Source organism: Streptomyces sp. 2323.1, assembly GCF_900221035.1.
Taxonomy (GTDB): Bacteria; Actinomycetota; Actinomycetes; order Streptomycetales; family Streptomycetaceae; genus Streptomyces; species Streptomyces sioyaensis.
The window spans coordinates 6,604,623-6,625,921 of sequence record NZ_LT907981.1 but is presented as its reverse complement, the minus strand read 5'-3'; the positions used below and the strand labels follow the sequence as shown (position 1 = coordinate 6,625,921).

The 21,299-nt window shown below is 71.4% G+C and carries 20 protein-coding genes; 9 read left to right on the top strand and 11 right to left on the bottom strand.

From position 1 onward, the window contains the following. Window positions 1-3 precede the first annotated feature (3 nt). Complete coding sequence (locus tag CPH93_RS28565; protein WP_096214475.1) at window positions 4-1,008, top strand: MerR family transcriptional regulator; 1,005 nt, start codon at window positions 4-6, stop codon at window positions 1,006-1,008. A gap of 139 nt (window positions 1,009-1,147) precedes the next feature. Then, on the top strand, window positions 1,148-2,257 hold the full coding sequence (locus CPH93_RS28560; RefSeq protein ID WP_096214474.1) for an FAD-dependent oxidoreductase: 1,110 nt from the start codon (window positions 1,148-1,150) through the stop codon (window positions 2,255-2,257). A 61-nt stretch (window positions 2,258-2,318) separates the two neighbouring features. Here the strand turns inward: CPH93_RS28560 and CPH93_RS28555 are convergent, their stop codons facing one another. Continuing rightward, the gene (locus CPH93_RS28555; protein ID WP_159032209.1) at window positions 2,319-4,976 is read right to left on the bottom strand and encodes a patatin-like protein; all 2,658 of its coding nucleotides are present in this window, start codon (window positions 4,974-4,976) and stop codon (window positions 2,319-2,321) included. 203 nt (window positions 4,977-5,179) lie between these two features. Here CPH93_RS28555 and CPH93_RS28550 point away from each other — a divergent pair, with 203 nt between their 5' ends. Further along, the gene (locus CPH93_RS28550; RefSeq protein WP_231976980.1) at window positions 5,180-6,076 is read left to right on the top strand and encodes an RNA polymerase sigma-70 factor; all 897 of its coding nucleotides are present in this window, start codon (window positions 5,180-5,182) and stop codon (window positions 6,074-6,076) included. Next, on the top strand, window positions 6,064-6,528 hold the full coding sequence (locus CPH93_RS28545) for an SRPBCC family protein (RefSeq protein ID WP_096214472.1): 465 nt from the start codon (window positions 6,064-6,066) through the stop codon (window positions 6,526-6,528). Before CPH93_RS28550 ends, CPH93_RS28545 begins: the two co-directional genes overlap by 13 nt. Window positions 6,529-6,613: 85 nt before the next feature. Here the strand turns inward: CPH93_RS28545 and CPH93_RS28540 are convergent, their stop codons facing one another. Together CPH93_RS28540 and CPH93_RS28535 are read right to left on the bottom strand one after the other, a co-directional pair. Beyond that, complete coding sequence (locus CPH93_RS28540) at window positions 6,614-8,017, bottom strand: flavin monoamine oxidase family protein (RefSeq protein ID WP_096214471.1); 1,404 nt, start codon at window positions 8,015-8,017, stop codon at window positions 6,614-6,616. 152 nt (window positions 8,018-8,169) lie between these two features. After that, on the bottom strand, window positions 8,170-8,574 hold the full coding sequence (locus CPH93_RS28535; protein ID WP_096214470.1) for a DUF5997 family protein: 405 nt from the start codon (window positions 8,572-8,574) through the stop codon (window positions 8,170-8,172). 58 nt (window positions 8,575-8,632) lie between these two features. Here CPH93_RS28535 and CPH93_RS28530 point away from each other — a divergent pair, with 58 nt between their 5' ends. Then, window positions 8,633-9,406 carry a LysR substrate-binding domain-containing protein gene (locus tag CPH93_RS28530; RefSeq protein ID WP_093482293.1) on the top strand — a complete coding sequence of 258 codons (774 nt, stop codon included), beginning with the start codon at window positions 8,633-8,635 and terminating at the stop codon, window positions 9,404-9,406. 135 nt (window positions 9,407-9,541) lie between these two features. Here CPH93_RS28530 and CPH93_RS28525 read toward each other — a convergent pair whose 3' ends face one another. Beyond that, complete coding sequence (locus CPH93_RS28525; RefSeq protein ID WP_093482294.1) at window positions 9,542-9,733, bottom strand: DUF1059 domain-containing protein; 192 nt, start codon at window positions 9,731-9,733, stop codon at window positions 9,542-9,544. 123 nt (window positions 9,734-9,856) lie between these two features. Here CPH93_RS28525 and CPH93_RS28520 point away from each other — a divergent pair, with 123 nt between their 5' ends. After that, window positions 9,857-10,945: a class I SAM-dependent methyltransferase gene (locus tag CPH93_RS28520; protein ID WP_093482295.1), complete on the top strand. Its 1,089-nt coding sequence runs from the start codon at window positions 9,857-9,859 to the stop codon at window positions 10,943-10,945. A gap of 117 nt (window positions 10,946-11,062) precedes the next feature. Further along, window positions 11,063-11,812, top strand: a complete 750-nt coding sequence (locus CPH93_RS28515; protein ID WP_096214469.1) for a helix-turn-helix transcriptional regulator — start codon at window positions 11,063-11,065, stop codon at window positions 11,810-11,812. A 268-nt stretch (window positions 11,813-12,080) separates the two neighbouring features. On the opposite strand, the gene CPH93_RS28505 is transcribed toward CPH93_RS28515, so the two are convergent. From CPH93_RS28505 to CPH93_RS28480, 6 genes are all read right to left on the bottom strand, one after another. Beyond that, entirely contained in the window at window positions 12,081-14,141 is a 2,061-nt protein-coding gene (locus CPH93_RS28505; protein WP_096214468.1) for an IPT/TIG domain-containing protein, read from the bottom strand. A gap of 419 nt (window positions 14,142-14,560) precedes the next feature. Further along, window positions 14,561-14,923, bottom strand: a complete 363-nt coding sequence (locus tag CPH93_RS28500) for a DUF4333 domain-containing protein (RefSeq protein WP_096214467.1) — start codon at window positions 14,921-14,923, stop codon at window positions 14,561-14,563. A 5-nt stretch (window positions 14,924-14,928) separates the two neighbouring features. Further along, window positions 14,929-15,630 (bottom strand): hypothetical protein, encoded by a 702-nt coding sequence (locus CPH93_RS28495; protein ID WP_096214466.1) that lies wholly within the window; start codon window positions 15,628-15,630, stop codon window positions 14,929-14,931. A gap of 259 nt (window positions 15,631-15,889) precedes the next feature. Then, window positions 15,890-16,459 carry a histidine phosphatase family protein gene (locus tag CPH93_RS28490; protein ID WP_093482299.1) on the bottom strand — a complete coding sequence of 190 codons (570 nt, stop codon included), beginning with the start codon at window positions 16,457-16,459 and terminating at the stop codon, window positions 15,890-15,892. Window positions 16,460-16,502: 43 nt separating this feature from the next. After that, on the bottom strand, window positions 16,503-16,955 hold the full coding sequence (locus tag CPH93_RS28485; RefSeq protein WP_096214465.1) for a GNAT family N-acetyltransferase: 453 nt from the start codon (window positions 16,953-16,955) through the stop codon (window positions 16,503-16,505). 106 nt (window positions 16,956-17,061) lie between these two features. Then, window positions 17,062-18,555, bottom strand: coding sequence for an aminotransferase-like domain-containing protein (locus CPH93_RS28480; RefSeq protein ID WP_096214464.1), 1,494 nt, complete (start codon window positions 18,553-18,555; stop codon window positions 17,062-17,064). On the opposite strand from CPH93_RS28480, the gene CPH93_RS28475 reads away from it, so the two are divergent. Both CPH93_RS28475 and CPH93_RS28470 read left to right on the top strand, forming a co-directional pair. Continuing rightward, entirely contained in the window at window positions 18,554-19,558 is a 1,005-nt protein-coding gene (locus CPH93_RS28475) for a DMT family transporter (RefSeq protein ID WP_096214463.1), read from the top strand. The two genes, CPH93_RS28480 and CPH93_RS28475, sit on opposite strands and share 2 nt — an antisense overlap. Before the next feature lie 213 nt (window positions 19,559-19,771). After that, window positions 19,772-19,981 (top strand): DUF1918 domain-containing protein, encoded by a 210-nt coding sequence (locus CPH93_RS28470; protein WP_006607564.1) that lies wholly within the window; start codon window positions 19,772-19,774, stop codon window positions 19,979-19,981. 84 nt (window positions 19,982-20,065) lie between these two features. Here the strand turns inward: CPH93_RS28470 and CPH93_RS28465 are convergent, their stop codons facing one another. After that, complete coding sequence (locus tag CPH93_RS28465; protein WP_093482303.1) at window positions 20,066-21,298, bottom strand: glycoside hydrolase family 10 protein; 1,233 nt, start codon at window positions 21,296-21,298, stop codon at window positions 20,066-20,068. Window position 21,299: the final 1 nt, after the last annotated feature.

Genomic DNA, 21,299 nt, shown 5'->3' with positions numbered 1-21,299 from the left:
GACGTGTTGATCGGTGAGGTGGCGCGACGATCCGGGGTCAGTGCCCGCATGCTCCGGCATTACGAGTCGCTCGGTCTGGTGCGTCCTTCGGGTCGTACCGGCTCCGGCTATCGGGAGTACTCCGGCGAGGACATCCAGCGGATCTTCCATATCGAGAGCCTGCGGTCGCTGGGGCTGTCGCTGCGTGAGATCGGACGCGCGCTCGACGATCCCGGCTTCACGCCCTCGGCGCTCGTCGACGACCTCCTCCGTCAGACGCGCGAACGCATCGCGGCGGAGACGGAGTTGCTCACCCGGCTGCGCCGGATCGATGCCGCAGACCCCGCCGGCTGGCAGGACGTCCTCCAGGTCGTTGCGCTCCTCCAGGCACTGGCGTCTAAGAGCGCCGACGCGCGCCAGCGCGCGGCCCTTTCCTCGGCCGACGAGGTTCCGGTGCCGGTGGAGGCCCTGGTCGAGGCCGTACTGAGCGAGACGGAGCCGAACGTCGCGGGCGCCCTTCGATGGGCGCTGGCGCGATCGGGCGACCGCGGCCCGGCGCTGCTGGCGGAGGGCCTCGGCTCACCGGTGGCCGAGGTGCGGGAACGTGCCGTTCGGTCCCTCGCCAAGATGCCCGGTGGGGAGGCCACCGCGCATCTGCGGGATGCCCTCGCGAACCCCGATGCCGTGGTCCGCGGGTATGCGGCTCTGGAGCTCGGGACACGTGGTGTGGCCGATGCGGTCCCGACGCTCCTCGAGATGATCGTGGAGGGAAGGAACGACACCGATGCCGCCGATGCCCTGAGCGTGCTGGCGAGCGACACCGTGACGGCGGATCAGATCGCGACCGGGCTCGTCGACCGCCTCGCCCATGACACCACGGAAGGGCCTGCACGCCGACGGCTGACCCAGGCGCTGGCGGGCATCCCGGGGACGAGGGCGTCCCGTGCCCTCGTGGAGCTGTCGCATGACGTGGACCGTGCCGTTGCGCTGACTGCGGCGTACCTTCTTCGGCTATGCGACGCACGGTGACGGAGCTCTCCTGGGGCGCCGCGTAGGTCGGTTCGGTCCCGGCACACCGTATTTCAGAGGCGCTTTCTTGGTGACTGTGTTTTCTTGGCATGCGCCGGACCTCCTGGCAACTCACCCACCTTTCCAAGGGGAAACTCCCATGAACTCCGCTCACGGCCCCCGCATCGCGGTCGTCGGCGCCGGCCTCGGCGGCCTTGCCTTAGCCCGTGTCCTGCAGCGCCACGACCGCTCCGTCACCGTCTTCGAATCCGATGCTTCCGCCGGCGCCCGCCCCCAGGGCGGCAGCCTCGACATCCATGCCGCCACCGGTCAGGCCGCCCTGCGTGCGGCGGGCCTGCTCGACCGGTTCCGCGCCCTGTCCCGCCCCGAAGGCCAGGAGTGGCGCGTGCTCGACCCCGTCACCGCCACCGCCCTGCCCTTCCCGGGGCCCGTCCACGACGACGACAGCCCGGAGATCGACCGCGGCCAACTGCGCAGCCTGTTCCTGGAATCCCTCGCCGAGGGCACCGTCCGGTGGGGCTGCACCGTCACCGGGGCCACCCCGCTCGGGGACGGCACCTGGCGCCTGCTCCTCGACGACGGCACCACCGAGGACGCCGACCTGGTGGTCGGCGCCGACGGCGCCTGGTCGCGCATCCGCCCGGCCCTGTCGGACGCCACACCCCGCTACACCGGTGTCACCTTCATCGAGACCGGTTTCGACGACTGCGACACCCGCCATCCCGACCTCGCACGCATGGTCGGCAACGGCACCCTGCTGGCGACGGCCGACGGCAAGGCCCTGCTCGCCCAACGCAACGGCAACGGCTACCTCCGCGTCTACGTCGCCTTCCGCGCCCCACGTGACTGGCAGGTGGCCGCCGACGTGGCACCCGACGACACGGCGGCCGTGCGCGCACATCTGCTGAAGAGGTTCGACGGCTGGGACGAGAGCCTGCTCTACCTCCTGCGGCACCACGACGGCGGGTTCGTCGACCGGCCCGTGTTCGTGCTGCCCGCCCCGCACACCTGGGAACACGTCCCTGGCATCACCCTGTTGGGCGACGCCGCGCACCTGATGCCCCCCGTCGGGCTCGGTGCCAACCTCGCCATGCTCGACGGCACCGACCTCGCCCACGCCCTCCTCACCGAATCCAGCATCGACGACGCCGTCCGCGCCTACGAGCACCTCATGCTGCCGCGCTCGGCCCAGGCCGCCCAGGACTGCGCCGAGGCACTGGACCACCTCATTCCCCCGACGGACTCCTGAGCAAGCGCCACCACCACGCCGGACATGAGCCCCACACTGCCGACGCCTGGATCTTGGTGTGTCAGCCCAGCCGCATACCGAGCACCAGGCCGAGGGCGAGAGCGACGGCAAGAGCGACGGCAATGATGACGAGGACGCCGGCGAGGACGGTGAGGGCCGTCCGCTTCAGCCCTTTCTTTGCTTCTCGGGGGATCTCGGTGGGGTCCCGCTGATAGGCGGACGAGATCGATCGCCGCAAGGGCCGGGTCAGCCGTCGGATCCATCTGCGCTTTCTGTTCTCCTTGCCCGCCAGGTCGGACTTGCTCAGGAATGGGTCAAGGACGCACTCTCCGTACGCCACAACGGTCTCCCACACTCGCGCCCAGCGCGGCACAGGGCCGCGAGCCGGCTGCTTGCCCGACTCTTTGAGAAGCCTCCCGACAGATTCCATGACGTCCTTCAGCGTCTCCTTGGCACTGTCATTGCCGCGGTAGACGGTCTCCAAGAGGTCGTGGCTCGACTTCTGCTGCTTTTGCAGGTTTCCTTCCATCCATGCGCGTGCGGCGCGCGCGGTGGCCAACTCCCCCGTGGGGCCCTTCGGCGCCTCCGCCCGGAGGATGGCCAAGTGGAGTTCGACCTCCGCACTTCGGCGGTCCTGGTTACTGAGCCCTGGCAGCAGGTACAGCAAATGGTGCGCACCATCGAGGCGGCCCCAGGCAAAGTCGGACCTGCGCCATTCGGCATCGATGAATGCACCGAAGTGCTCGAATTTGATACCGAAGAGCTTACGGTCGCCCAGCCCGTCATATCGGTCTTCATCGAACAGGGGGCTGATATTATCCGGGCCGAGTCGCAAGAAGTCGAATTGCGGCGCAAGGGGTTCGACGACCTCCGCGGGAGGTGCATACGTGCGGCAGAGCACTTCGACCGCCAGGCAGGCGGACACTACTGAATTCGCATCCCAATCTCCCCGGTACGCCCACTCCGTGCCGGAATCAGAGCCGTCCTGACTCATTTGACGAGTTGCCTCGCGAACCGCCTCGATATAATCGTTCGCCGCCTCCAGAATGATTCCCGCCGTCTTCTGAGGAACGTCCAGATCATCGAACACCCGCTGGTAAAGTCGAGCCGCCCCTTCGTCGGCGACCTCCTCACCTCGCGCATGCGTGAGGAGTTCGGCATTGACGGCATCCGTCATCGCCAATACCTCGCGCAGCTTTTCGCTGATTTTCTGTGCACCTTCGCTCAAAGGGCCCCGCGCCCTGTCGAGTTTCCCTCCCTGCTCAACATCGAGTGGCTGATGGAGATGCCCGATGAGGCATTGAAGGACCCGTTCCGCTGTGGAGAGCCCCCAGGACCAGCGCGTTGCCCTGTCGCTCTCACAGGGTCGCGTGATTTCACTGGCATCGTTGCACGGTACCCAGTTGGGGCGCTCCCACGTCCCCTCTTCCTCCCGGCCTTCCCCAAGCACCTCGTCGACCCACTTTCGCTCCGCTTCCGGCGTCGCGGACAGGCAATTCACCACACCCAGTGCCGTCATGCGCTTTCGCACGTCATACAGCACGGAGCGAGCCCGGTTCCGGCGGTACTCAGGAAGCAGGTCCGCCGCCACCTTGCGCGTGGTGTCATCCAGAGGGGAGTCGTTCGCCATTCTCTGAAAGAGGTCGAGTTGCCGGTCCCGAATACTGCTTGCCAGACGTTTCGCCAAGTCCTCGGCGCCGGATCGAAAATTGACCTCTGCGGGATACCGGATGGCGCTCATGCCGGCCGCATACCACTTGATTTCGTCGCACGCTCGGTCCTTGGTGTTCTCCGGTGGAACCCGGCCGGCGGACGGGACGATGAAGACAACGACGCGCCGCACCGGAAGGTCGATCTTTCGCCGGGTGATCGCGTCGAGCACCGGCCCGAACGGGGCGTTGTTCAGCACTCCGCCGTCCATGACGCAGCTCGCAGGGAACCCCAATGCTGCGGGCGGTTCCTGCCGGTACTTCATCAAAAGACTCTCGCTGACCGGACCGAATGCCATCGGAAAGCTCGCGGTGGCACGTGCGGCCAGGACGAGGGATTCATCATTGGCCTTGTCGAAGTCGGTGTGCAGCTTTCGCTTCATGTCCCAGGTGCGGCGTGTGTTCTTCGTGTAGGTCACCCGCTCACCCTGCTGGAAGCGGTACAGGCGCCGATGGTCACGTACATCGAAGACCGCGCCGAAGCCGTCGCTGAACTGTTTGCTCCGACCATCAAGCGCGGTCGCGGTGATGAACAACGTCACCGGCTGCTGGGGACAGGCAGCGCAGTCACCGATGGTGTTGAGGGCAGCCCTCATCTTGGCCTCGAATGCCTCGCCCCTGAGCACACTGTTCACCGGTTTTTTCAGCGGCTTCAGGAGCTGGTCCAGCGCGGCTGACTCCTGCCACACCGAACGGAGATTGGGAAGGGCCGAACCGCGGGCGAGAGCAGTCGCGAGCAACAGACCGTTCAATCCACCGGCAGATGTGCCGGATACGATATCGATCGACACCTTGGTCCCGGCGTTACGGGCCAGCCGCTCCCAGATTTCGAAAACCGGCCGGTCCTCGTCGGCCACGGCACCCGCCGAGTCGATACCGCTGGAAGCCCGTCGCAGAAGGTCCAGCTCGTGCGTCACGCCGCCCATCCACACGGCCAGGCTGACGCCGCCGTTCAGGACGAGCGCAAGCTGCGTTTCATGGTGCCGTGTGGGGGTGTTCGCATCCGTCATATGCTCGAAACTAATTCCGCATGATCCACGGCGCCTGGGGACAGGGCTATTCGGCTTGCGGCGACGCATTGCCGTCGGTGCCGCCATATGGCCACTCCGCTCCACCCCTCGCGAAGCGTGATGTGAAGCGGATCACAGCGGCAGGCTGTCACGGTTCTCCGGCGTGGGGTGTCCCGATGGGCGTCCGAAGAGAGGAGCCGGGTGTGGCTGAGGACGCCTTCACCGAGCACCGTTCGCTGCTGTTCACCCTCGCCTACGAGATGCTGGGCAGCGCTGCCGACGCCGAGGACGTGCTGCAAGAGAGCTACCTGCGGTGGAGCGCGGTCGATCCGGCCGCGGTCGCGCATCCGCGCGCCTACCTGGTCCGCGTGGTGACCCGGCTGAGCCTCAACCATCTGCGCGCGGTCAGGGCACGGCGCGAGGAGTACGTCGGGCCGTGGCTGCCCGAACCGATCCGCACCGCACCGGAGGTGAGCGATGACGCGATCCTGGCCGAGTCGGTGTCGATGGCCATGCTGCTCGTGCTGGAGACGCTGAACCCGAACGAGCGCGCGGTGTTCGTGCTGCACGACGTGTTCGGCTACACCCACCGCGAGATCGCCGCCGCCCTCGGCAAGACCGACGCCACGGTCCGGCAGATCGCCCACCGCGCACGCGGGCACGTGCACGCGCGGCGCCGCCGTTTCGAGCCCGACTCCGCCGCCACCCGGGAGACCGTCCAGCGGTTTCTGCGCGCGGCGGCGACCGGCGAAGTCCAGTCGCTGATGGACCTGTTGGCGCCCGATGTCGTGCAGCTCTCCGACGGCGGCGGGAAAGCGGTCGCGGCCCGCCGTCCGCTCACCGGCCGTGCCGAGGTGGCCCGGTTCGTCCTCGGCGTGATCCGTACGAGCGGTGCGACGACCCACGTCGAGCCGGCCACGTACAACGGCATGCCCGCGGCACGGTTCCTCACCGATGGGGCACTCGACTGGATGGTCGCGTTCGAGATCGTGGGCGGACGGATCACCGGCCTCTACGGCATCCGCAACCCGGACAAGCTGCATCGCGCCGATGCGGTACACCCACTCGACCGAGGAGAGCACCAGCCGTGGAAACCATGACCGTCGAACGCGTCATCAGCGCCCCGGTCGAGGAGGTGTTCGCCTGGCTCACCACGACCACCCACTACACGCGCTCGCCGCTGGTGTTGCGTTGCCGGCTGACCCGACGCGGCGAGAGCGCGCCCTACGGCGTCGGCGCGGTGCGCAGTCACCTCTGGCTGATCGGCTGGTTCCGGGAACGCATCACCCACTACGACCCGCCGCACGCCACCGAGTACGTCGTCGAGCGCAGCCTGCCGCCGTCCCGGCACGAACTCGGCCGCATGACGTTCACCGTGGTCGACGGCGGCACCCTGGTGTGCTGGACCACCCGCGCGGAGATTCCCGTCCCGTTGCTCGGCGCCCTCCTCACCCGACGGCTCGCGCGGCCGGTCGTCACCCGCACCTTCCGCAACATCCTCGACGCCGCCGAGACCGCACTGGCTCAACACCCCAGCCGGAAGCGGGCATAACGACCGCGGGTGAAGCGCTCCGTCACCGCGGCCGGTGCCCGGCCGGTGGGGCAGCCGCGGTGCCCGTCCGGTCCGGGCCGGCGGGTCAGGCAGAACGGTCGTGCAGGGCGGCCGTGGCGTGCCGCCGGCCGGAAGACAGCGCGGTCAGGACTTCCTGGGCGGCCCGCTCGCCGGAGCGCACCGCGCCCTCCATCAGCCCGTGCATCAGCGTGGCCGACTCGGTGCTGGCCCAGTGGATCCGGCCCACCGGCTCGCGCAGCGCGCTGCCGTAGTTGGTGAGGGTGCCGGTCGGGAAGTGGCCGATCATCCCGCCCAGCGACCACGGTTGGGAGGACCAGTCGGTCTCCAGGTACTGGCTGGGACGGCGTGCCTGGGCACCGAACCGCTCGGCCAGCGCGGCCAGCCAGATCTCCTTGCGTTCGGTCGGGTCCAGGCGCTCCATCCGCAGGGCCCCGGTGCTGAAGGCGTAGCTGCTGAGCACCCCCGGCTCGCCCGACTGCGGTGTCTGGTCGATGGTGAGCGGGACGGGCGACCGGGGCGCGAGCGTCTGTCCCGACAGGCCCTGCGCGCGCCAGAACGGCCGCGGGTAGACCGTGTGCACCCGGATGATCGCCCCCGGCACCACGCGCTGCAGCAGATGGCTGCACGCGGTGGAAAGCGGCGGGTCGAAGCTGATCCGCCCCGCCAGCACCGGCGGCGTCGCCACGATCACGCGCTGCGCCCGTACGGCGAGCGAGGCGGAAGCAATCCGCACACCGGTGGCGTCGTGTGTGATCCGCTGAACGGGGCTGGACAGATGCACCCGGTCCCCCAGCTGCTCGGCCATGCGCCTGGCCAGTTCGGGGGCTCCGCCGTCCACGAGGTGGGATTCGGTTCTGCGGGAGTCGGTGTAGTAGCCGAAACCGCCGCCGCCCCGGGCCAGGGTGAGGGCGCCCAGCAGCGAGACCTCCGCCGGATCGGCGCAGAACAGCAGGTTCATGGTCGACCTGAGCAGGGTGCGGGCGGCCGCCGAGGGCACGTTGAGCGGGTCGGACAGCCACTGCCCGAGCGTGCGGGAGTCCCACGCCCTGGCGCTCCGGGCCCGCCACGGGGCATCCGCCGGGAGGCGCCGCGCCATCAGATGCAGCCGCGCAAACGCCAGGCCGAGGGCGGCGAGGGTCCCCGGGCCCGTGGTGGGGACGGCACCGCGGTAACGGTGGTTGACGCCGTCCAGACGCAGGAGGTGATCGCCCTGCTCGTACTGGGGGTACACGGCAAGTCCGAGTTCCCGGCAGAGCTGGAACATGCGGTCCTGCCCCTTGCCCAGCCAGGTGCCGCCCGCCGAGACCACGGTCCCGTCGGGAAGCTCCCGGTTCCACACCCGTCCGCCCACGCGGTCCCTGGCCTCCAGGACGACCACCTCATGGCCGGCTTGTACGAGCCGTCTGGCAGCTGCGAGCCCGGCGAAGCCGGCGCCCACCACGCACACATCTGCCTGCACCTTTCCCATGACCCACCTCCACGGCTCAGCCTCGCCCAGCAGGCCCGGCTCCGCCCGGCGGGTGATCCATCAGGGCGTGACCGGTACGGCCGCGTGCGGGGCGAGCGCTGCGGAGGGTGGCCAGGGGAGCCTCGCGACGGGTCAGGAAAGCATCAGCGGAGTCACTCGCCCTGCTTCGCGTCCTTCGCGTCCTTCTCCTCGTTCCTCTCCTTGATGCGCACGGCTTCCTTGCGGACCTCGGCCTGGGTGGCGCGTTCCTTCTGCAGCCACTCGGGAAGCTCCTGCTTCAGCGCGTCGATCTGCTCGGTGGTGAGGGGCTCGGTGATGCCGCCGCGCGCCAGGCCCGAGATGGAGACGCCGAGCTTCGCCGCGACCACCGGGCGGGGGTGCGGGCCGTTGCGCCGCAGCTCCACCAGCCACTCCGGCGGATCGGTCTGCAGCGCGTTGAGCTCGCTGCGCGAGATCACACCCTCCTGGAACTCGGCGGGGGTGGCCTCGAGGTACACACCCAGCTTCTTTGCCGCGGTCGCGGGCTTCATGGTCTGGGTGGTCTGGTGCGACGTCATGGTGTCAAGGGTAGCCAGCGTGTGCGAGGGCTCCGACCACGACCGGTAACCTGGCGGCGTGACAGGCTCCGATGTGCCCCCCTCGTTCCGGCTCGCGTACGTACCGGGCGTGACGCCGGCCAAGTGGGTGCGTATCTGGCAGGAGCGGCTGCCCGGCATCCCGCTGACCCTGGTCGCGGTGGCCGCCGCCGAAGCCGCCGGTGTGCTGCGGGACGGCGGCGCCGACGCGGGTTTCGTGCGGCTGCCGGTCGATCGGACGACCTTCAGCGCGATCCCCCTCTACACCGAGACGACGGTGGTCGTGGTCCCGAAGGACCACCTCGTGGCAGCGGCGGACGAGGTGTCCGCCGAGGACCTGGCCGACGACATCGTGCTGCACCCCCTCGATGACACCCTCGACTGGGAGACCCTGCCGGGCCGCCCCGCGAACGAGCGTCCCGCCACGACCGCGGACGCCATCGAGCTGGTGGCGGCCGGGGTGGGCGTGCTCGTCGTCCCCCAGTCGCTCGCCCGGCTGCACCACCGCAAGGACCTCACCTACCGGCCCGTGACGGATGCCCCGGAGTCGCGCGTCGCGCTGTCCTGGCCGGAGGACGCGACCACCGACCTGGTGGAGGACTTCATCGGGATCGTGCGCGGGCGGACGGTCAACAGCACCCGGGGCCGCACCACCGCACCGGCCGAGCCGAAGCCGTCGAAGCGGGCTCCCGCCGGCGGTGCGCGGCGCCAGCCCGCGGCCGGCAAGACCGGCAAGACGGCCGGCAAGACCCCGCGGGGCGGCGCCGGCGGCGCCAAGGGCGGCAAGCGCGGCAAGCCCCGGCGCCGGTCGTAGCCCGCGCGGCCGGTGTGAGCCCCGGCGGCCCGCGTGAGGAGTCTCCAGCCCGCCCGCCGGTCGTCATCCCGGCGGCACGCGTCCGGACGCGACGAAACCGCCGCCCCATGTCAGGGCGGCGTATCGCCGCGCGCGTCAGGCGTGCTGCGGAACCTCGTCCTTCAGTTCGGCCTTGATCTGTTCTCGCAGTTCAGGGCTGTCCTCGTGCCCGTGGACGGATACCGCGTGCTCGGTGGCGGCGCGGATCACTTCGTCCTCCTCGCCGGAGATGACGAGGCTGCAGTTCATTTCGCTCGGGTGTTCCCGGCAGTCGACCTTCTTCCGCATGGTGCACCTCCTCGTCTTTCCAGTGTCGGCCGGTGTCGTCCCCGCGTCGAATACGGCGAATCCCGTATGGCGCGGGCGGCGGCCGCGCTGCTGCAGTGGAGAGGACGGAGGAGGTGAGCGCACATGGCGACCTCTGCCGACGTCACACCCGGTGGTGCCATGGACGAGGAGCGGGTGCAGCAGTTCCTGGAGAAGGTGATCTCGGACAGCGCCGCCGCGGTCGCCGGCCTGTGCACCTCGCTCGGCGACCGGCTCGGGCTGTACGCGGCCATGGCCGGTGCCGGACCACTCACCTCCGTACAGCTCGCCGCACGCACCGGGCTGGCCGAACGCTATGTGCGCGAATGGCTGGCCGCCCAGGTGGCCGGCGAATACGTCGACTACGCGCCCGGCACCGAGACCTACCTGCTGCCCGACGAGCACGCCGCCGTCCTGGCGGACCAGGACGCACCCACGTACGCGGCCGGTTTCTTCACCCTGCTGCAGGCCCTCTACGCCACCGAGGACGCCCTCATGACGGCCTTTCGCACCGGAGAGGGCGTCGGCTGGGAGGAGCACGGCCCGGCGCTGTTCGCCGGCACCGCGAAGTTCTTCCGCCCCGGCTATGCGGCCGCGCTGGTACCGGAGTGGCTGACCGCGCTGGACGGCGTGGTGGAGAAGCTGGAGCGCGGCGCGCTCGTCGCGGACGTGGGGTGCGGATACGGCTACTCCACGACGCTGATGGCGCAGGCCTTTCCCCGGTCACGGTTCCGCGGCTTCGACTTCCACCGCCCGTCCGTCGAGGCGGCCCGCGAGATCGTGGCCGAGCAGGGACTGGGCGACCGGGTCAGCTTCGATGTCGCCACTGCCCAGGACTTCCCGGGCGAGGACTTCGACCTGATCACGTTCTTCGACTGTCTGCACGACATCGGCGATCCGGGCGGCGCACTCCACCACGCCGAGGAGGCGCTGGCCGACGACGGGACCTGCATGCTGGTCGAGCCGAACGCCTCGGAGCACGCCGAGGAGAACACCAACCCCATCGGCCGGGCGATCACCGCATCCTCGGTCGCCGTCTGTCTGCCGTCCGCGCTGGCCCAGCACGGGCCGCAGGCACTGGGAAACCACGCGGGTGAGGAGACGATGCGGAAGATCGCCGACGAAGCCGGCCTCCACCATTGGCGACTCGCCGCAGAGTCCCCCGTCAACCGCGTCTATGCCGTCGGGCGCTGAGGCGCCTGACGCCCCGGCCGGTCTTCCCCCGGCCGGCCGGGTGGCCACCGCGCTCCCGCCCTCCGGGCGCCCCCGCTCTCGTTTGACTGGCTGCTGCCCCCTCGGCACGCTGGACGTATGAGCGCGGCCGCGGAGGCCGGCCTGCGGCGCATTCTCGCCGTCGTGGACCTCTTGGGCGATGCCGTCGACGAGGAGTCCCTCGTTCCGGCCCTGCTGCCGCTGTTGCTCGCCGCCGTGCCCGGCGACAGCATCGTCTGGTCCCCCCACGCCGGCTCCGCCGACCGCCCGCTCACCCTGCCCCCCGGCCTGCTGACCGACGACATCCGGGAGGCGTTCGCCCGCGAGTCGGCCGCCGACGCCCTCGTCGCCCACACCACCCTGGGCCCGGGCACCCCGATGCGCCGCTCCACGCTGCAGACCCCCGACGAATTCCATGCCCTCGCCGCCTACACGGACGTGTACCGGCCGTGCGGCAGCGAGCATCAGCTGGCGATGTCGTTCCCCGCCGGCCATGCGGACGGGGTGCCACGGCAGGTGTGCGTGGCGTTCAGCCGCAGGACCAGCGACTTCTCCGACGACGATGTCGCAGCCGCCGCTCTCCTACGCACCCGACTCAGCCACGTCCTCGGCCGGCTCGCCCCGCCGACGCCCGAGCCGTCCCCCGTCACCCGCCGCGAATCCGCCGTCCTCGCCCTGCTCGCCCGGGGCCTGACGAACCAGCAGATCGCCCACCGGCTGGCGATCAGCCCGCGCACCGTCGACAAACATCTGGAGCACGCCTACGCAAAGCTCCGGGTCGGCGGCCGGGTCGAGGCGGCGAACGCCTGGCTGACCCGCAGCCCGGCGGCGGCGCGGCCCGCGCCGTAGGGGTCACGGGCGGGGACAAGGACCAGGAGGCCGCGGCCGGTTGGCTGCCCGGAGGGCTGTCCGCACGACCAACCGCATATGTGACGAGGCATCAGCGCAGGCGAGCACGATCCGCAGCGCAGGACGAAGGCCTGGGCCGAGGTGGCCCGCCGCGAGCAGCGCAGCAGCGTCTCACGCTCCTCGTCGGTGAGAACCACCTCGGCCCTCGGCCGTCCCGTGCGCGCCACGGGATCCGCATCCTTCTACGGAGTTCCCGGGCCTCGGAACACTAGGGGGCGATGACTCCCCCGTGGGCGGTGGACGGTTGCAGAGTGGGGGTGCCTGCGAAGGCTGCGGTGTAGCCGCCGTTGAAGAGGATCACAGGGAAGCTGACGGCCTCGGACAGTTGGGCGGTGCCTTGGGCATTGGTGGTTGCGGTGCCCAGGAAGTTGCTGCCGGCGGTGAAGGTGATGGTCTGACCCGGCACGGGCAGGCCGGTGACGAGGTCGGTCAGAGTGGCGTACAGGAACGGGTAGTACACCTGCGCCGGGAACAGTTCGAGCAGGGCGGGGGTGGCGGTCAGCTGGGTGGCGTGGGCGACGACCACGTAGGTGAAGCCGTCGACCAGGCGGGCGCTGCCGCCGAGGGTGGTGACGACGACGGTCGCCGGACCGGGTACCCCGGCCGGGGTGGTGGCGGTGATCTGTGTCCCGGCGGGGTTGACGCTCACCCCGGTGGCCGGATTACCGCCGATCGTGACGCTCGCCCCGGCGAGATGGGTACCGGTGATGGTCACCACGGTTCCGCCCGCAGTGGACCCCTGGGTGGGACTGATACCGCTGAGCGTGGGAGCGGCGACGTAGGTGAAGGCACCGGCGAGAGTGGCGACACCACCAGGCGTGGTGACAGTGACATCCGCCGGGCCGGCCGACCCTGCCGGAGTCGTGGCCGTGATCTGCGTACCGGCCGGGTTCACGCTCACCCCGGTCGCCGGGTTACCGCCGATCGTGACACTCGCCCCGGCGAGATCGGTACCGGTGATCGTCACCACCGTCCCACCATCAGTCGACCCCTGAGCAGGACTGATACCGCTGAGCGTCGGAGCCGCAACGTAGGTGAACGCACCGGCGAGAGTCGCCACACCACCAGGCGTGGTCACAACGACATCCGCCGGACCAGCAGACCCAGCCGGAGTCGTCGCCGTGATCTGCGTACCGGCCGGGTTCACGCTCACCCCGGTCGCCGGATTGCCGCCGATCGTGACACTCGCCCCGGCGAGATTGGTACCGGTGATGGTCACCACGGTCCCGCCCCCAAGGGGGCCTTGGTTCGGGCTGATGCCGGTCAGGTCGGGGTACGGGGGGATGACGCTGACATCGTTCGATCCGATGTTGGTCACGTAGATCTTGCCGTTGGGGGCCACCGCGTCCGCGACCGGGCTGTTGTCCACCGGGATGCTGGGCACCACGACGGTGTTGGTGACGCTATCGATCACCGTCACGTCGCCTGTTGCCTCATTGACCACGTAGACCTTGCCGTTGGGGGCCACCGCCACCCCGCCCGGGGCTCCGCCGACGGGGATGCTCGCGATCAGGACGGTGTTGGTGGCGGTGTCGATCACCGTCACGTCGTTCGACAGACCGTTGGGGACGTACGCGTTGCCGTTGGGAGCAATCGCTACGCCGCTCGGTTCGGTGCCGGCGGGGATGCTGGTGATGACGCTGTTGGTGGCGGTGTCGATCACCGTCACATCGTTCGAATCGAGGTTGGCGACGTAGGCATTGCCGTTGGAGGCGACGGCCACCGCGAACGGCTGGGTGCCGACGGGGATGCTGGGGACGATGACGGTGTTGGTGGCGGTGTCGATCACCGACACGTCGTTCGAACCCTGATTGCCGACGTAGGCGTTGCCGTTCGGGGCGATTGCCACCGAGTTCGGGTTGGTGCCGACGGTGATGCCGGGGACGACGACGGTGTTGGTGGCGGTGTCGATCACCGTCACGTTGTTGGAGACGAAGTTCGTGACGTAGGCGCTGCCGTTGCCGGCGAGCGCCACCCAGGTCGGGACGCTGCCGGGCAGGGTGAGGCTGGGGATCACGACGGTGTCGGTAGCGGTGTCGATCACCGTCGCATCGTTCGACGCGGCGTTGATGACGTAGGCAAAGCCGCCAGGAGTGATGGCCACCCCGTAGGGGCCGCCCCCGACGGGGATCGTCGTTGCCGCCAGAGGGGCGAGCGCCGGAGCCGCTACCCGGCTCACCTCCGCACCCGCGGCAGTCGGCCGTTCCTGGCCGGAGCTGGAAGCGATCTGTAGCCGCTTGAGCAATCGTGGCTGGACGTTCGGACTCATCGGGACCCCTTCGGGTAGAGGGGCCGCCCCGGCCTGGTGAACCGCCGCCCGGGGACCGGGCACCGGCACCGGGCCGTGGTTCCTTCTGCGGGGCCACAACAACGAGAAACCGCACGTCACCGGATGCAACGGGCTGCCCACCCCGAAGAGGGATGGGCAGCCCAGTGGTTCGATTACCTCTGCGATGCCCGCACCGTAGCCGGACGAAACACCCCACGGTGAAACGTGATCGGCCTCGGGACACCGGCGCAGCGCCCCCGCCGGCCGGTCGGCCGCCCGGCCCGACGGGGCAGCGACCGGCCCGGCGTGACAGCCCGTCAGGCCGCCCCGCCGGTCAGCCTCAGCCGGTCGGCCCGTCAGGCCTGGGCCGCGCGGGAGTACGGGCTGAGGACCGGGGACGGACGCGGCGGCGGTGTCGTTCAGCGGGGCAGCGAGTGGCGCCGGTAGGTGACCTTGTTGTGGCGGACGTGGGTGACTTCGACGGTCAGGTGGCGGTCCCGTCCGATGGGGAAGTGCGCCGTGCAGCGCACCGCGTCGTACGGCACGGGCCGCAGGTCGCCGAAGCAGTGCACCGCGTCGGGCCCACTACGGAACGGCAGAGTGAGCTGGCCGCTGATCGCTCTGGCGATCTCGGTGCGCAGCACGGTGTGGGTGCCGTCGTCGACCTCGCTGGTGGCCTCGCGGTCGCGGAGCCGGGCGGCGGCGAACGCCAGCGCGCCCGCCGTGACGAGGGCCGCGAGGAGACCGATGAGGAGGCCGCGCCGGATGGGATGGTGGTCCACCGCCGTCAGCTCCCGGTGCCGCGGGTGCCCCGGCGGCGGGCGAGGGCGCCCCAGCCGGCCGCGGCCATCAGCAGCAGACCGCCGGCCGTCGTGGCCGTCCGGCCGGTACCGGCGGCGCCGCCGAGGCCGGTGTCGGCGCCGCCCAGGGGGACGGTGCCGTCGGCGCCACCGGAGACGATCATGGTGCCGGTGAGGGTCCGGCCGTCGCCCGATTCCTTGCCGCGCCCGCCGGCGTCCCCGTCGCCCTGCGCGGTGCCGTACCCCGCTTGGTCCTCATCGCCGTCCCGGCCGGATGCCAGGGCACCGGTCCGGGCGCCGGAGGTGCCGCCGCAGGTGAGGGTGACCGTGTACGAGCCGGGCGCCGTGCTCTCCGGGAGGATCGCGGTGCCCTCGGTCCGGCCGCTCTGGCCGGGCAGCTGCATCGTGGGGATGTCCGCGTCGCCGAAGGTCGCCGTGGCGGATTCGCCCCGGCAGCTGCCGCCGTCGTGGACGGAGAAGGCGGTGCCCGGTGCCACCGGGTCGGGCTGTACGACCACCGTGCCGGCGGTGTCCTGGGCGGCGGGAGCGGCCTCGTTGACGGCGTCGCTCACCGCCCCGCTGACGGCCTCGGTGGCGCCGTCCGCACCGTCGCCGTCGCCGACGAGCAGGACGGTCGCCAGCAGCGCACCGGCCCCCAGGGTGTACAGGGATATGTGGCGTATGTGCATAACCCGAGACAAGCGCCCGGTCACCCGCCGCGCACCTCGATCGGGTGCCGCACCAGGGGCGTACTGCCCGGGAACCCCTCCCGGCGCTCACTGTTCGCGCAGGTCAGACGGGTGCGTACGCCCCGGACGGCGGAACGCGCGGGATGGGCTTTCCGGGTGGTGCACGGGTACGGACCGGGACGTGCACCTCACACCGCGTGAGGATGACTCGTGGGCTCCTTGCCCGGCTGCCTCATTGCGCTGGCGCTCGGGCGGCGGTTCAGGTCTCCAGCTGGAGGTCCCAGCCGCCGGACCGGCTGGTGAGGGTGGTCACCGACAGCGGCTGCACATCGATCCGCCAGAACGCGTGCGGGGGCGCCTGGAGCACATAGACCAGGGCGGCGCGGATGACGCCGGGTTCGGCGACCGCGAGCAGTCCGGCGGCGTCGTCGGCCGGCCGGGTGTCCAGCCAGCCGCCGACCCGGGAGATGAACGCCGGCAGCGACTCCCCGCCGTGCGGCGCGGAGCGCGGATCGCCCAACCAGGCCTCCACCGCGCGCGGTTCGGCGGCGGTCACCTCGCCCAGCGTGCGGCCGCGCCAGCGCCCCATGTCGCAGTCGCGCAGCGCCGGCTGGGCCAGCGGGCGCAGCCCGAGCGCCTCGCCGGTCTCCCGGCAGCGGGCGGACGGCGAGCAGTAGCGCAGTTCGGCGGCGGCGAGCCGGCACAGGGCGGGGGCGGCCCGCTCGGCCTCGTACCACCCGGCGGCGTCGAGCGGGCGGTCGTCGTCGAACCGCGTTTCGAGCAGCGAAGAGTTGCGGGCGGCGGCGAGCAGCTTGAGTCGAACGCTCATTCGCCGATGGTAAGAGCCATGCCGCCCCGGTGACACCAGTTGATCACAATTCGACAGGACCCGGGTCGATCAGCCCCAAGGTCATCCACTGCTCCGGCGACACCAGGGGGCGGAAGCCGACCTTCTCGTACACCCCGTGGGCGTCCTGGGTGGCGAGCGTCAGCCGGTTGAGGCCGCTGGGCGCCATGTGGTCGGCGACGGCCTCGACCAGGGCCGTGCCCAGCCCCTTGCCACGGTCGTCCCAGCAGATGTAGACGTCGCAGAGCCAGGCGAAGGTGGCGTGGTCGGTGACCACCCGGGCGTAGCCGGCCTGACGACCCGAACCGGACACATACAGGCCGAAGTTGAGCGAGCCCGCCACGGCGCGGTCGTGCAGCTCCCGGGGGCGGCCCACGGCCCAGTAGGCGTCGGTGGACAGCCAGTGGTGGACCAGGCCGGCGTCCAGGCGGGCCGGGTCGGTGGAGATCTCGTAGCCGTCGAGGGCGGGGGCGTTCATGCCGGGAGGTTCGCAGAACGGCGGGGCGACGTCGAACCGATGGGCGAATGGGCCGCCCCCTCTCCGGGACGGCCCCGGCTCCGCGACGTCCAACGTGGCCCCGCCCTCAACTCACCTCCATCCCCAGCTCCGTACACGCCGTACGGAGCCTGCGCACGCCTTCGGCGATCTCGCCGGTGCCGGACGCCGCCGCGAAGCTCAGCCGCAGATACGCGGCCGGCGGCTCGGCGGCGAAATACGGGCGGCCGGCCGCGACCCCGACCCCCGCCCGCAGCGCCGCACCGGTCAGGGCCGCCTCGTCCGTGCCGTCCGGCAGCCGCAGCCAGAGGTGGAAGCCGCCCGGCGGGACGTACGGACCGCCGGGCGCGGGGTCGTGGCCCGGCGCCGGCCGGTGCCGGGTGAACGCGGGCAGCTGCCGGTGCAGTGCGGCGAGCAAGGCGTCGCGGCGAGTGGTCAACTCACCGGCGATCAGCCGCAGATGGCGGGGCCAGGCGGGCGAGCCGACGAGTTCCAGGGCGGCTTCCTGGAGCGGCCGGGGCACGAAGAAGCTGTCGACGACCTGGATGGCGCGCAACCGGTCGAGGACCGGGCCGCGGGCGGCCAGCGCCCCCACCCGCAGATTGGGCGAACTGGCCTTGGTCAGCGAGCGGACGTGGACGACGGTGCCGTCCTGGTCGTCCGCCATCAGGGTCGGCGGGGGCGCGGGGGCGTCGGCGTGGACCAGCAGCCGCGCGAAGTCGTCCTCGATCACGAAGGCGCCCGCCGCGCGGACCACCCGCAGCACCTCGCGGCGCCGCTCGGCGGCGAGCACCGCGCCGGTCGGATTCTGGAACAGCGGCTGGCAGACGAAGAGCCGGGCCCCGCTGGCGCGGAAGGCATCGGCGAGCAGATCCGTACGGACCCCGTCCTCGTCGATCGGTACGGGCACCGGCCGCAGCCCCGAGGCGCGGGCGACGGCCAGCACCCCCGGGTAGGTCGGGGACTCGACGAGCACCGGGGCGCCGGGCGCGGCGAGCGCGCGCAGGGCCGCGGTCAGCGCGCTCTGGCCGCCCCCGGTGACCAGCACGTCATTGGCGCTGAGCGGGCCGCCGGAGCCGGCGATCTCCCGGGCGAACCAGGCCCGCAGCTCCGGCACTCCGCCGACCGGCGGGCGCCCCCAGGCACCCGGCCGCCGGCCGGCCCGGGCGAGCGCGGCGGCCAGGGCGCGTTCGGGCTGCAGATCGGCGTGCAGATAGCCGCCGTCGAACTCGATGACGCCGGGGGCGGGGGTGGCGAGGGTGGCCAGCACGCCGGTGGCGTCCACGCTGCGCGGCACCTGATCGCCGGCCGGCTCCGCGCTCAGCGCGATCTCCTGCCAGGAGGTGTCGACGGTACGCGGCGCCTCGCCACGCGGTTCGGCCCGGAAGGCCCCGGCGCCGGGCCGGGTGACGACCAGGCCCTCCGCCGCCAGCTGGGCGAGCGCCCGGGAGACGGTCACCGGGCTGACCCGATGCCGTTCGACGAGGGCACGACTGGACGGCAGCTTCTCTCCTGGAGAGTAGCGGTCCAGCCCTCGACGAAGGATCGCGGCCAGCTCGGCACCACTGCTACGCTCTTGCATGAAGGACAACGATAGCGCTATCGCCACCGCCGGGATAGCGGTCAGCACCCCGGACGCCCACGCCGCCAGTGATCCGGGCACCGCGAAGACCGCCACCGTCAAGGGCCCGGGCACCCCGAAGGCCGCCACCACCGCCCCCGGCACCCACGTCGGCCGCGGCATGCTGCTCGCCGCCCTCGGCGTCGCCGCCTTCTCGCTCACCTTCCCGGCGACCGCCTGGGGACTTGAGGGCATGGGCCCGTGGACGGTGGTGATGCTGCGCAGCGTGCTGGCCACCGTCCCGGCCGGCGCCGCACTCCTCGCGCTACGGGTCCGCCCGCCGGAGCGGCGCCACTGGGCGGGCATCGCGGTGGTCGCGGGCGGCGTCGTGCTCGGCTTCCCGCTGCTGACCACCCTGGCCCTGGAGACCTCCACCACCTCGCACGCCGCCGTCGTGGTCGGTCTGCTGCCGCTGACCACCGCCGCCTGCTCGGCCGTACGGACGGGCGCCCGGCCCTCCCGTACGTTCTGGATCGCCTCGCTGGTCGGCGCCGTCGTCGTCATCGGCTTCGCGGTGCAGCAGAGCGGCGGGGTTCCGAACCGCAGCGATCTGCTGCTGTTCGCCGCGCTGCTGGTGTGCGCGGCCGGCTACACCGAGGGCGGCCGGCTGGCCCGCCACATGCCGGGCTGGCAGGTGATCGGCTGGGCGCTGGTGCTGGCGCTGCCCGTGACGGTGGCGGGCGCGGCGCTGGCACTGTCCGCCGAGCCGCTGGAGCTGACGGCGCGCTCGGTCGCCGGGGTGCTGTGGCTGGCGGTCGGCTCGCAGTTCCTCGGGATGGTCGCCTGGTACCGCGGGATGGCCACGATCGGCATCTCCCGGGCGAGCCAGCTGCAGCTCGCCCAGCCGCTGCTGACCCTGCTGTGGTCGGTGCTGCTCCTCGGCGAGCGCCTGCCCCCGGCCGCGCCCGCCGCGGCGCTGGCCGTCCTGGTGTGCATCGCGGTCACCCAGCGGACCCGGGGGTGACGGGCCGCGGGGACGGCCCAGGGGAACGGAACAAACGACCACTTCCCGGGTGCGACGGGCCCCTGCGGACGTAAACTTGCGGCGACGGCAGATAGCGCCGTCCGGGTCACGACAGGCCCGTAAACCGTTGAAACCGTTGGCCGTTCAACCGTTGGCCGGCGCACTGTCGGCCGCACCGGGCACACGGCCGCCCCGAGGCGGGGAGGAGCCCTGATGCACGCGAACAGGGGCGACCGGCTGGTGGTGCACGGCAGGACCGTCGGGCATCACGACCGGGTCGTCGAGATCATCGAGGTAATCGGCACGAACGGCGATCCGCCCTACCGTGTCCGCGGCGAGGACGGGCATGAGGCGATCATGTCCCCCGGCCCCGACTCCGTCGTGCGGCACGTCAAGGCCACCGACACCGAATCCGGCCGCTGACCCGGTCCCGCAGGCGGACCGCCGGCACATCGGCCGCACGGCCAAGATCCGTGCGGCCGGTCCGTACGGCCGCCCCGGCGGTCCCTAGGCCCGTGCCGTCGCGCTCCCGTAGTGGTCGCGTACGACCCGCGCCATGGCGCCGGACGGATCCTTGGCGACCACCTTCGCCGAGAAGTAGACATGGCCGCCGACCTGCGGATAGCCGCGGGCGAAGGTGAGATGGCGGGAGATCTCGGCCGGGTCCTTCCAGGCGACGGGCTCCGTCTCGCCCGCCTTGTAGAGCGCCTCGCCGATGTAGAGGTCGACTCCCGTGCCGTCGACGGTCCGCGCCCACCAGGGCACGAGTTCGGCGTAGTCGGCGGCCTTGGTGCCCAGGGGCCAGTAGACCTGCGGCACGATGTAGTCCAGCCAGCCCTCGCGCACCCAGCGGCGGGTGTCGGCGTACAGATCGTCGTAGGTCTGCACCCCTGCCTGGGTACGGGAGCCCTGCTGGTCGGTGGCGTGGTTGCGCCAGACCGCGAACGGGCTGACCCCGAACCGCACCGGGCGTCCGGCCCGCTCCCCCTCGTCGCGGAGCTTGCCGGCCATCTCGTAGACCAGCCGGTTGATGTTGTCCCGCCGCCAGGCGTCCCGGCTCTCGAACGTGCTGCCGTACTCCTGGAACGCCGCGTCGTCGTCCAGGTGCCGGCCGGCGACCGGATACGGATAGAAGTAGTCGTCGAAGTGCACCCCGTCGACGGGGTAGCGCCGCACCGCGTCGAGCATCGCGTCCTGGACGAAGGCGCGGACGTCCGGCAGCCCGGGGTTGTAGTAGAGCTTGCCGCCGTACGACAGGACCCACTTCGGGTGCCGGCGGGCGGGGTGGTCCGCGACGAGCCGGCCGGGGTCGGTGTGGTTGGCAATCCGATAGGGGTTGCACCAGGCGTGCAGTTCCAGATCGCGCCGGTGCGCCTCGCGGACCGCGAAGTCGAGCGGGTCCCAGCCCGGGTCGCGGCCCTGTTGCCCGGTCAGATACTGCGCCCACGGCTCGTACGGGGAGGGCCACAGGGCGTCCGCGGTGGCGCGGACCTGGAAGAACACCGTGTTGAGCTTGCGTGCGACGGCGGTGTCGAGGAGGGCGCGCAGTTCCCGCTGCTGCGCGGCCGGCGTGAGCCGGGCGCTGGAGGGCCAGTCGAGGTTGGCGACGGTCGCCAGCCACATGCCGCGCATCTCGCGCCGGGGCGCGCCGGCCGCGGGTGCCGCCGCCCCCGCGGTGAGCAGGGAGGAGGCCGCACCCAGTGCGGTCACCGCGAATCCTCTTCGTGTCATCCGACTCATC

What these genes read in the sequence shown, in the direction of transcription:
- CPH93_RS28560 (WP_096214474.1), top strand. Translation starts at nt 1,148, where the DNA reads ATGAACTCCGCTCACGGCCCCCGCATCGCGGTCGTCGGCGCCGGCCTC.
- CPH93_RS28555 (WP_159032209.1), bottom strand. Translation starts at nt 4,976, where the DNA reads ATGACGGATGCGAACACCCCCACACGGCACCATGAAACGCAGCTTGCG.
- CPH93_RS28540 (WP_096214471.1), bottom strand. Translation starts at nt 8,017, where the DNA reads ATGGGAAAGGTGCAGGCAGATGTGTGCGTGGTGGGCGCCGGCTTCGCC.
- CPH93_RS28535 (WP_096214470.1), bottom strand. Translation starts at nt 8,574, where the DNA reads ATGACGTCGCACCAGACCACCCAGACCATGAAGCCCGCGACCGCGGCA.
- CPH93_RS28525 (WP_093482294.1), bottom strand. Translation starts at nt 9,733, where the DNA reads ATGCGGAAGAAGGTCGACTGCCGGGAACACCCGAGCGAAATGAACTGC.
- CPH93_RS28520 (WP_093482295.1), top strand. Translation starts at nt 9,857, where the DNA reads ATGGCGACCTCTGCCGACGTCACACCCGGTGGTGCCATGGACGAGGAG.
- CPH93_RS28515 (WP_096214469.1), top strand. Translation starts at nt 11,063, where the DNA reads ATGAGCGCGGCCGCGGAGGCCGGCCTGCGGCGCATTCTCGCCGTCGTG.
- CPH93_RS28505 (WP_096214468.1), bottom strand. Translation starts at nt 14,141, where the DNA reads ATGAGTCCGAACGTCCAGCCACGATTGCTCAAGCGGCTACAGATCGCT.
- CPH93_RS28495 (WP_096214466.1), bottom strand. Translation starts at nt 15,630, where the DNA reads ATGCACATACGCCACATATCCCTGTACACCCTGGGGGCCGGTGCGCTG.
- CPH93_RS28490 (WP_093482299.1), bottom strand. Translation starts at nt 16,459, where the DNA reads ATGAGCGTTCGACTCAAGCTGCTCGCCGCCGCCCGCAACTCTTCGCTG.
- CPH93_RS28485 (WP_096214465.1), bottom strand. Translation starts at nt 16,955, where the DNA reads ATGAACGCCCCCGCCCTCGACGGCTACGAGATCTCCACCGACCCGGCC.
- CPH93_RS28475 (WP_096214463.1), top strand. Translation starts at nt 18,554, where the DNA reads ATGAAGGACAACGATAGCGCTATCGCCACCGCCGGGATAGCGGTCAGC.
- CPH93_RS28480 (WP_096214464.1), bottom strand. Translation starts at nt 18,555, where the DNA reads ATGCAAGAGCGTAGCAGTGGTGCCGAGCTGGCCGCGATCCTTCGTCGA.
- CPH93_RS28470 (WP_006607564.1), top strand. Translation starts at nt 19,772, where the DNA reads ATGCACGCGAACAGGGGCGACCGGCTGGTGGTGCACGGCAGGACCGTC.
- CPH93_RS28465 (WP_093482303.1), bottom strand. Translation starts at nt 21,298, where the DNA reads ATGAGTCGGATGACACGAAGAGGATTCGCGGTGACCGCACTGGGTGCG.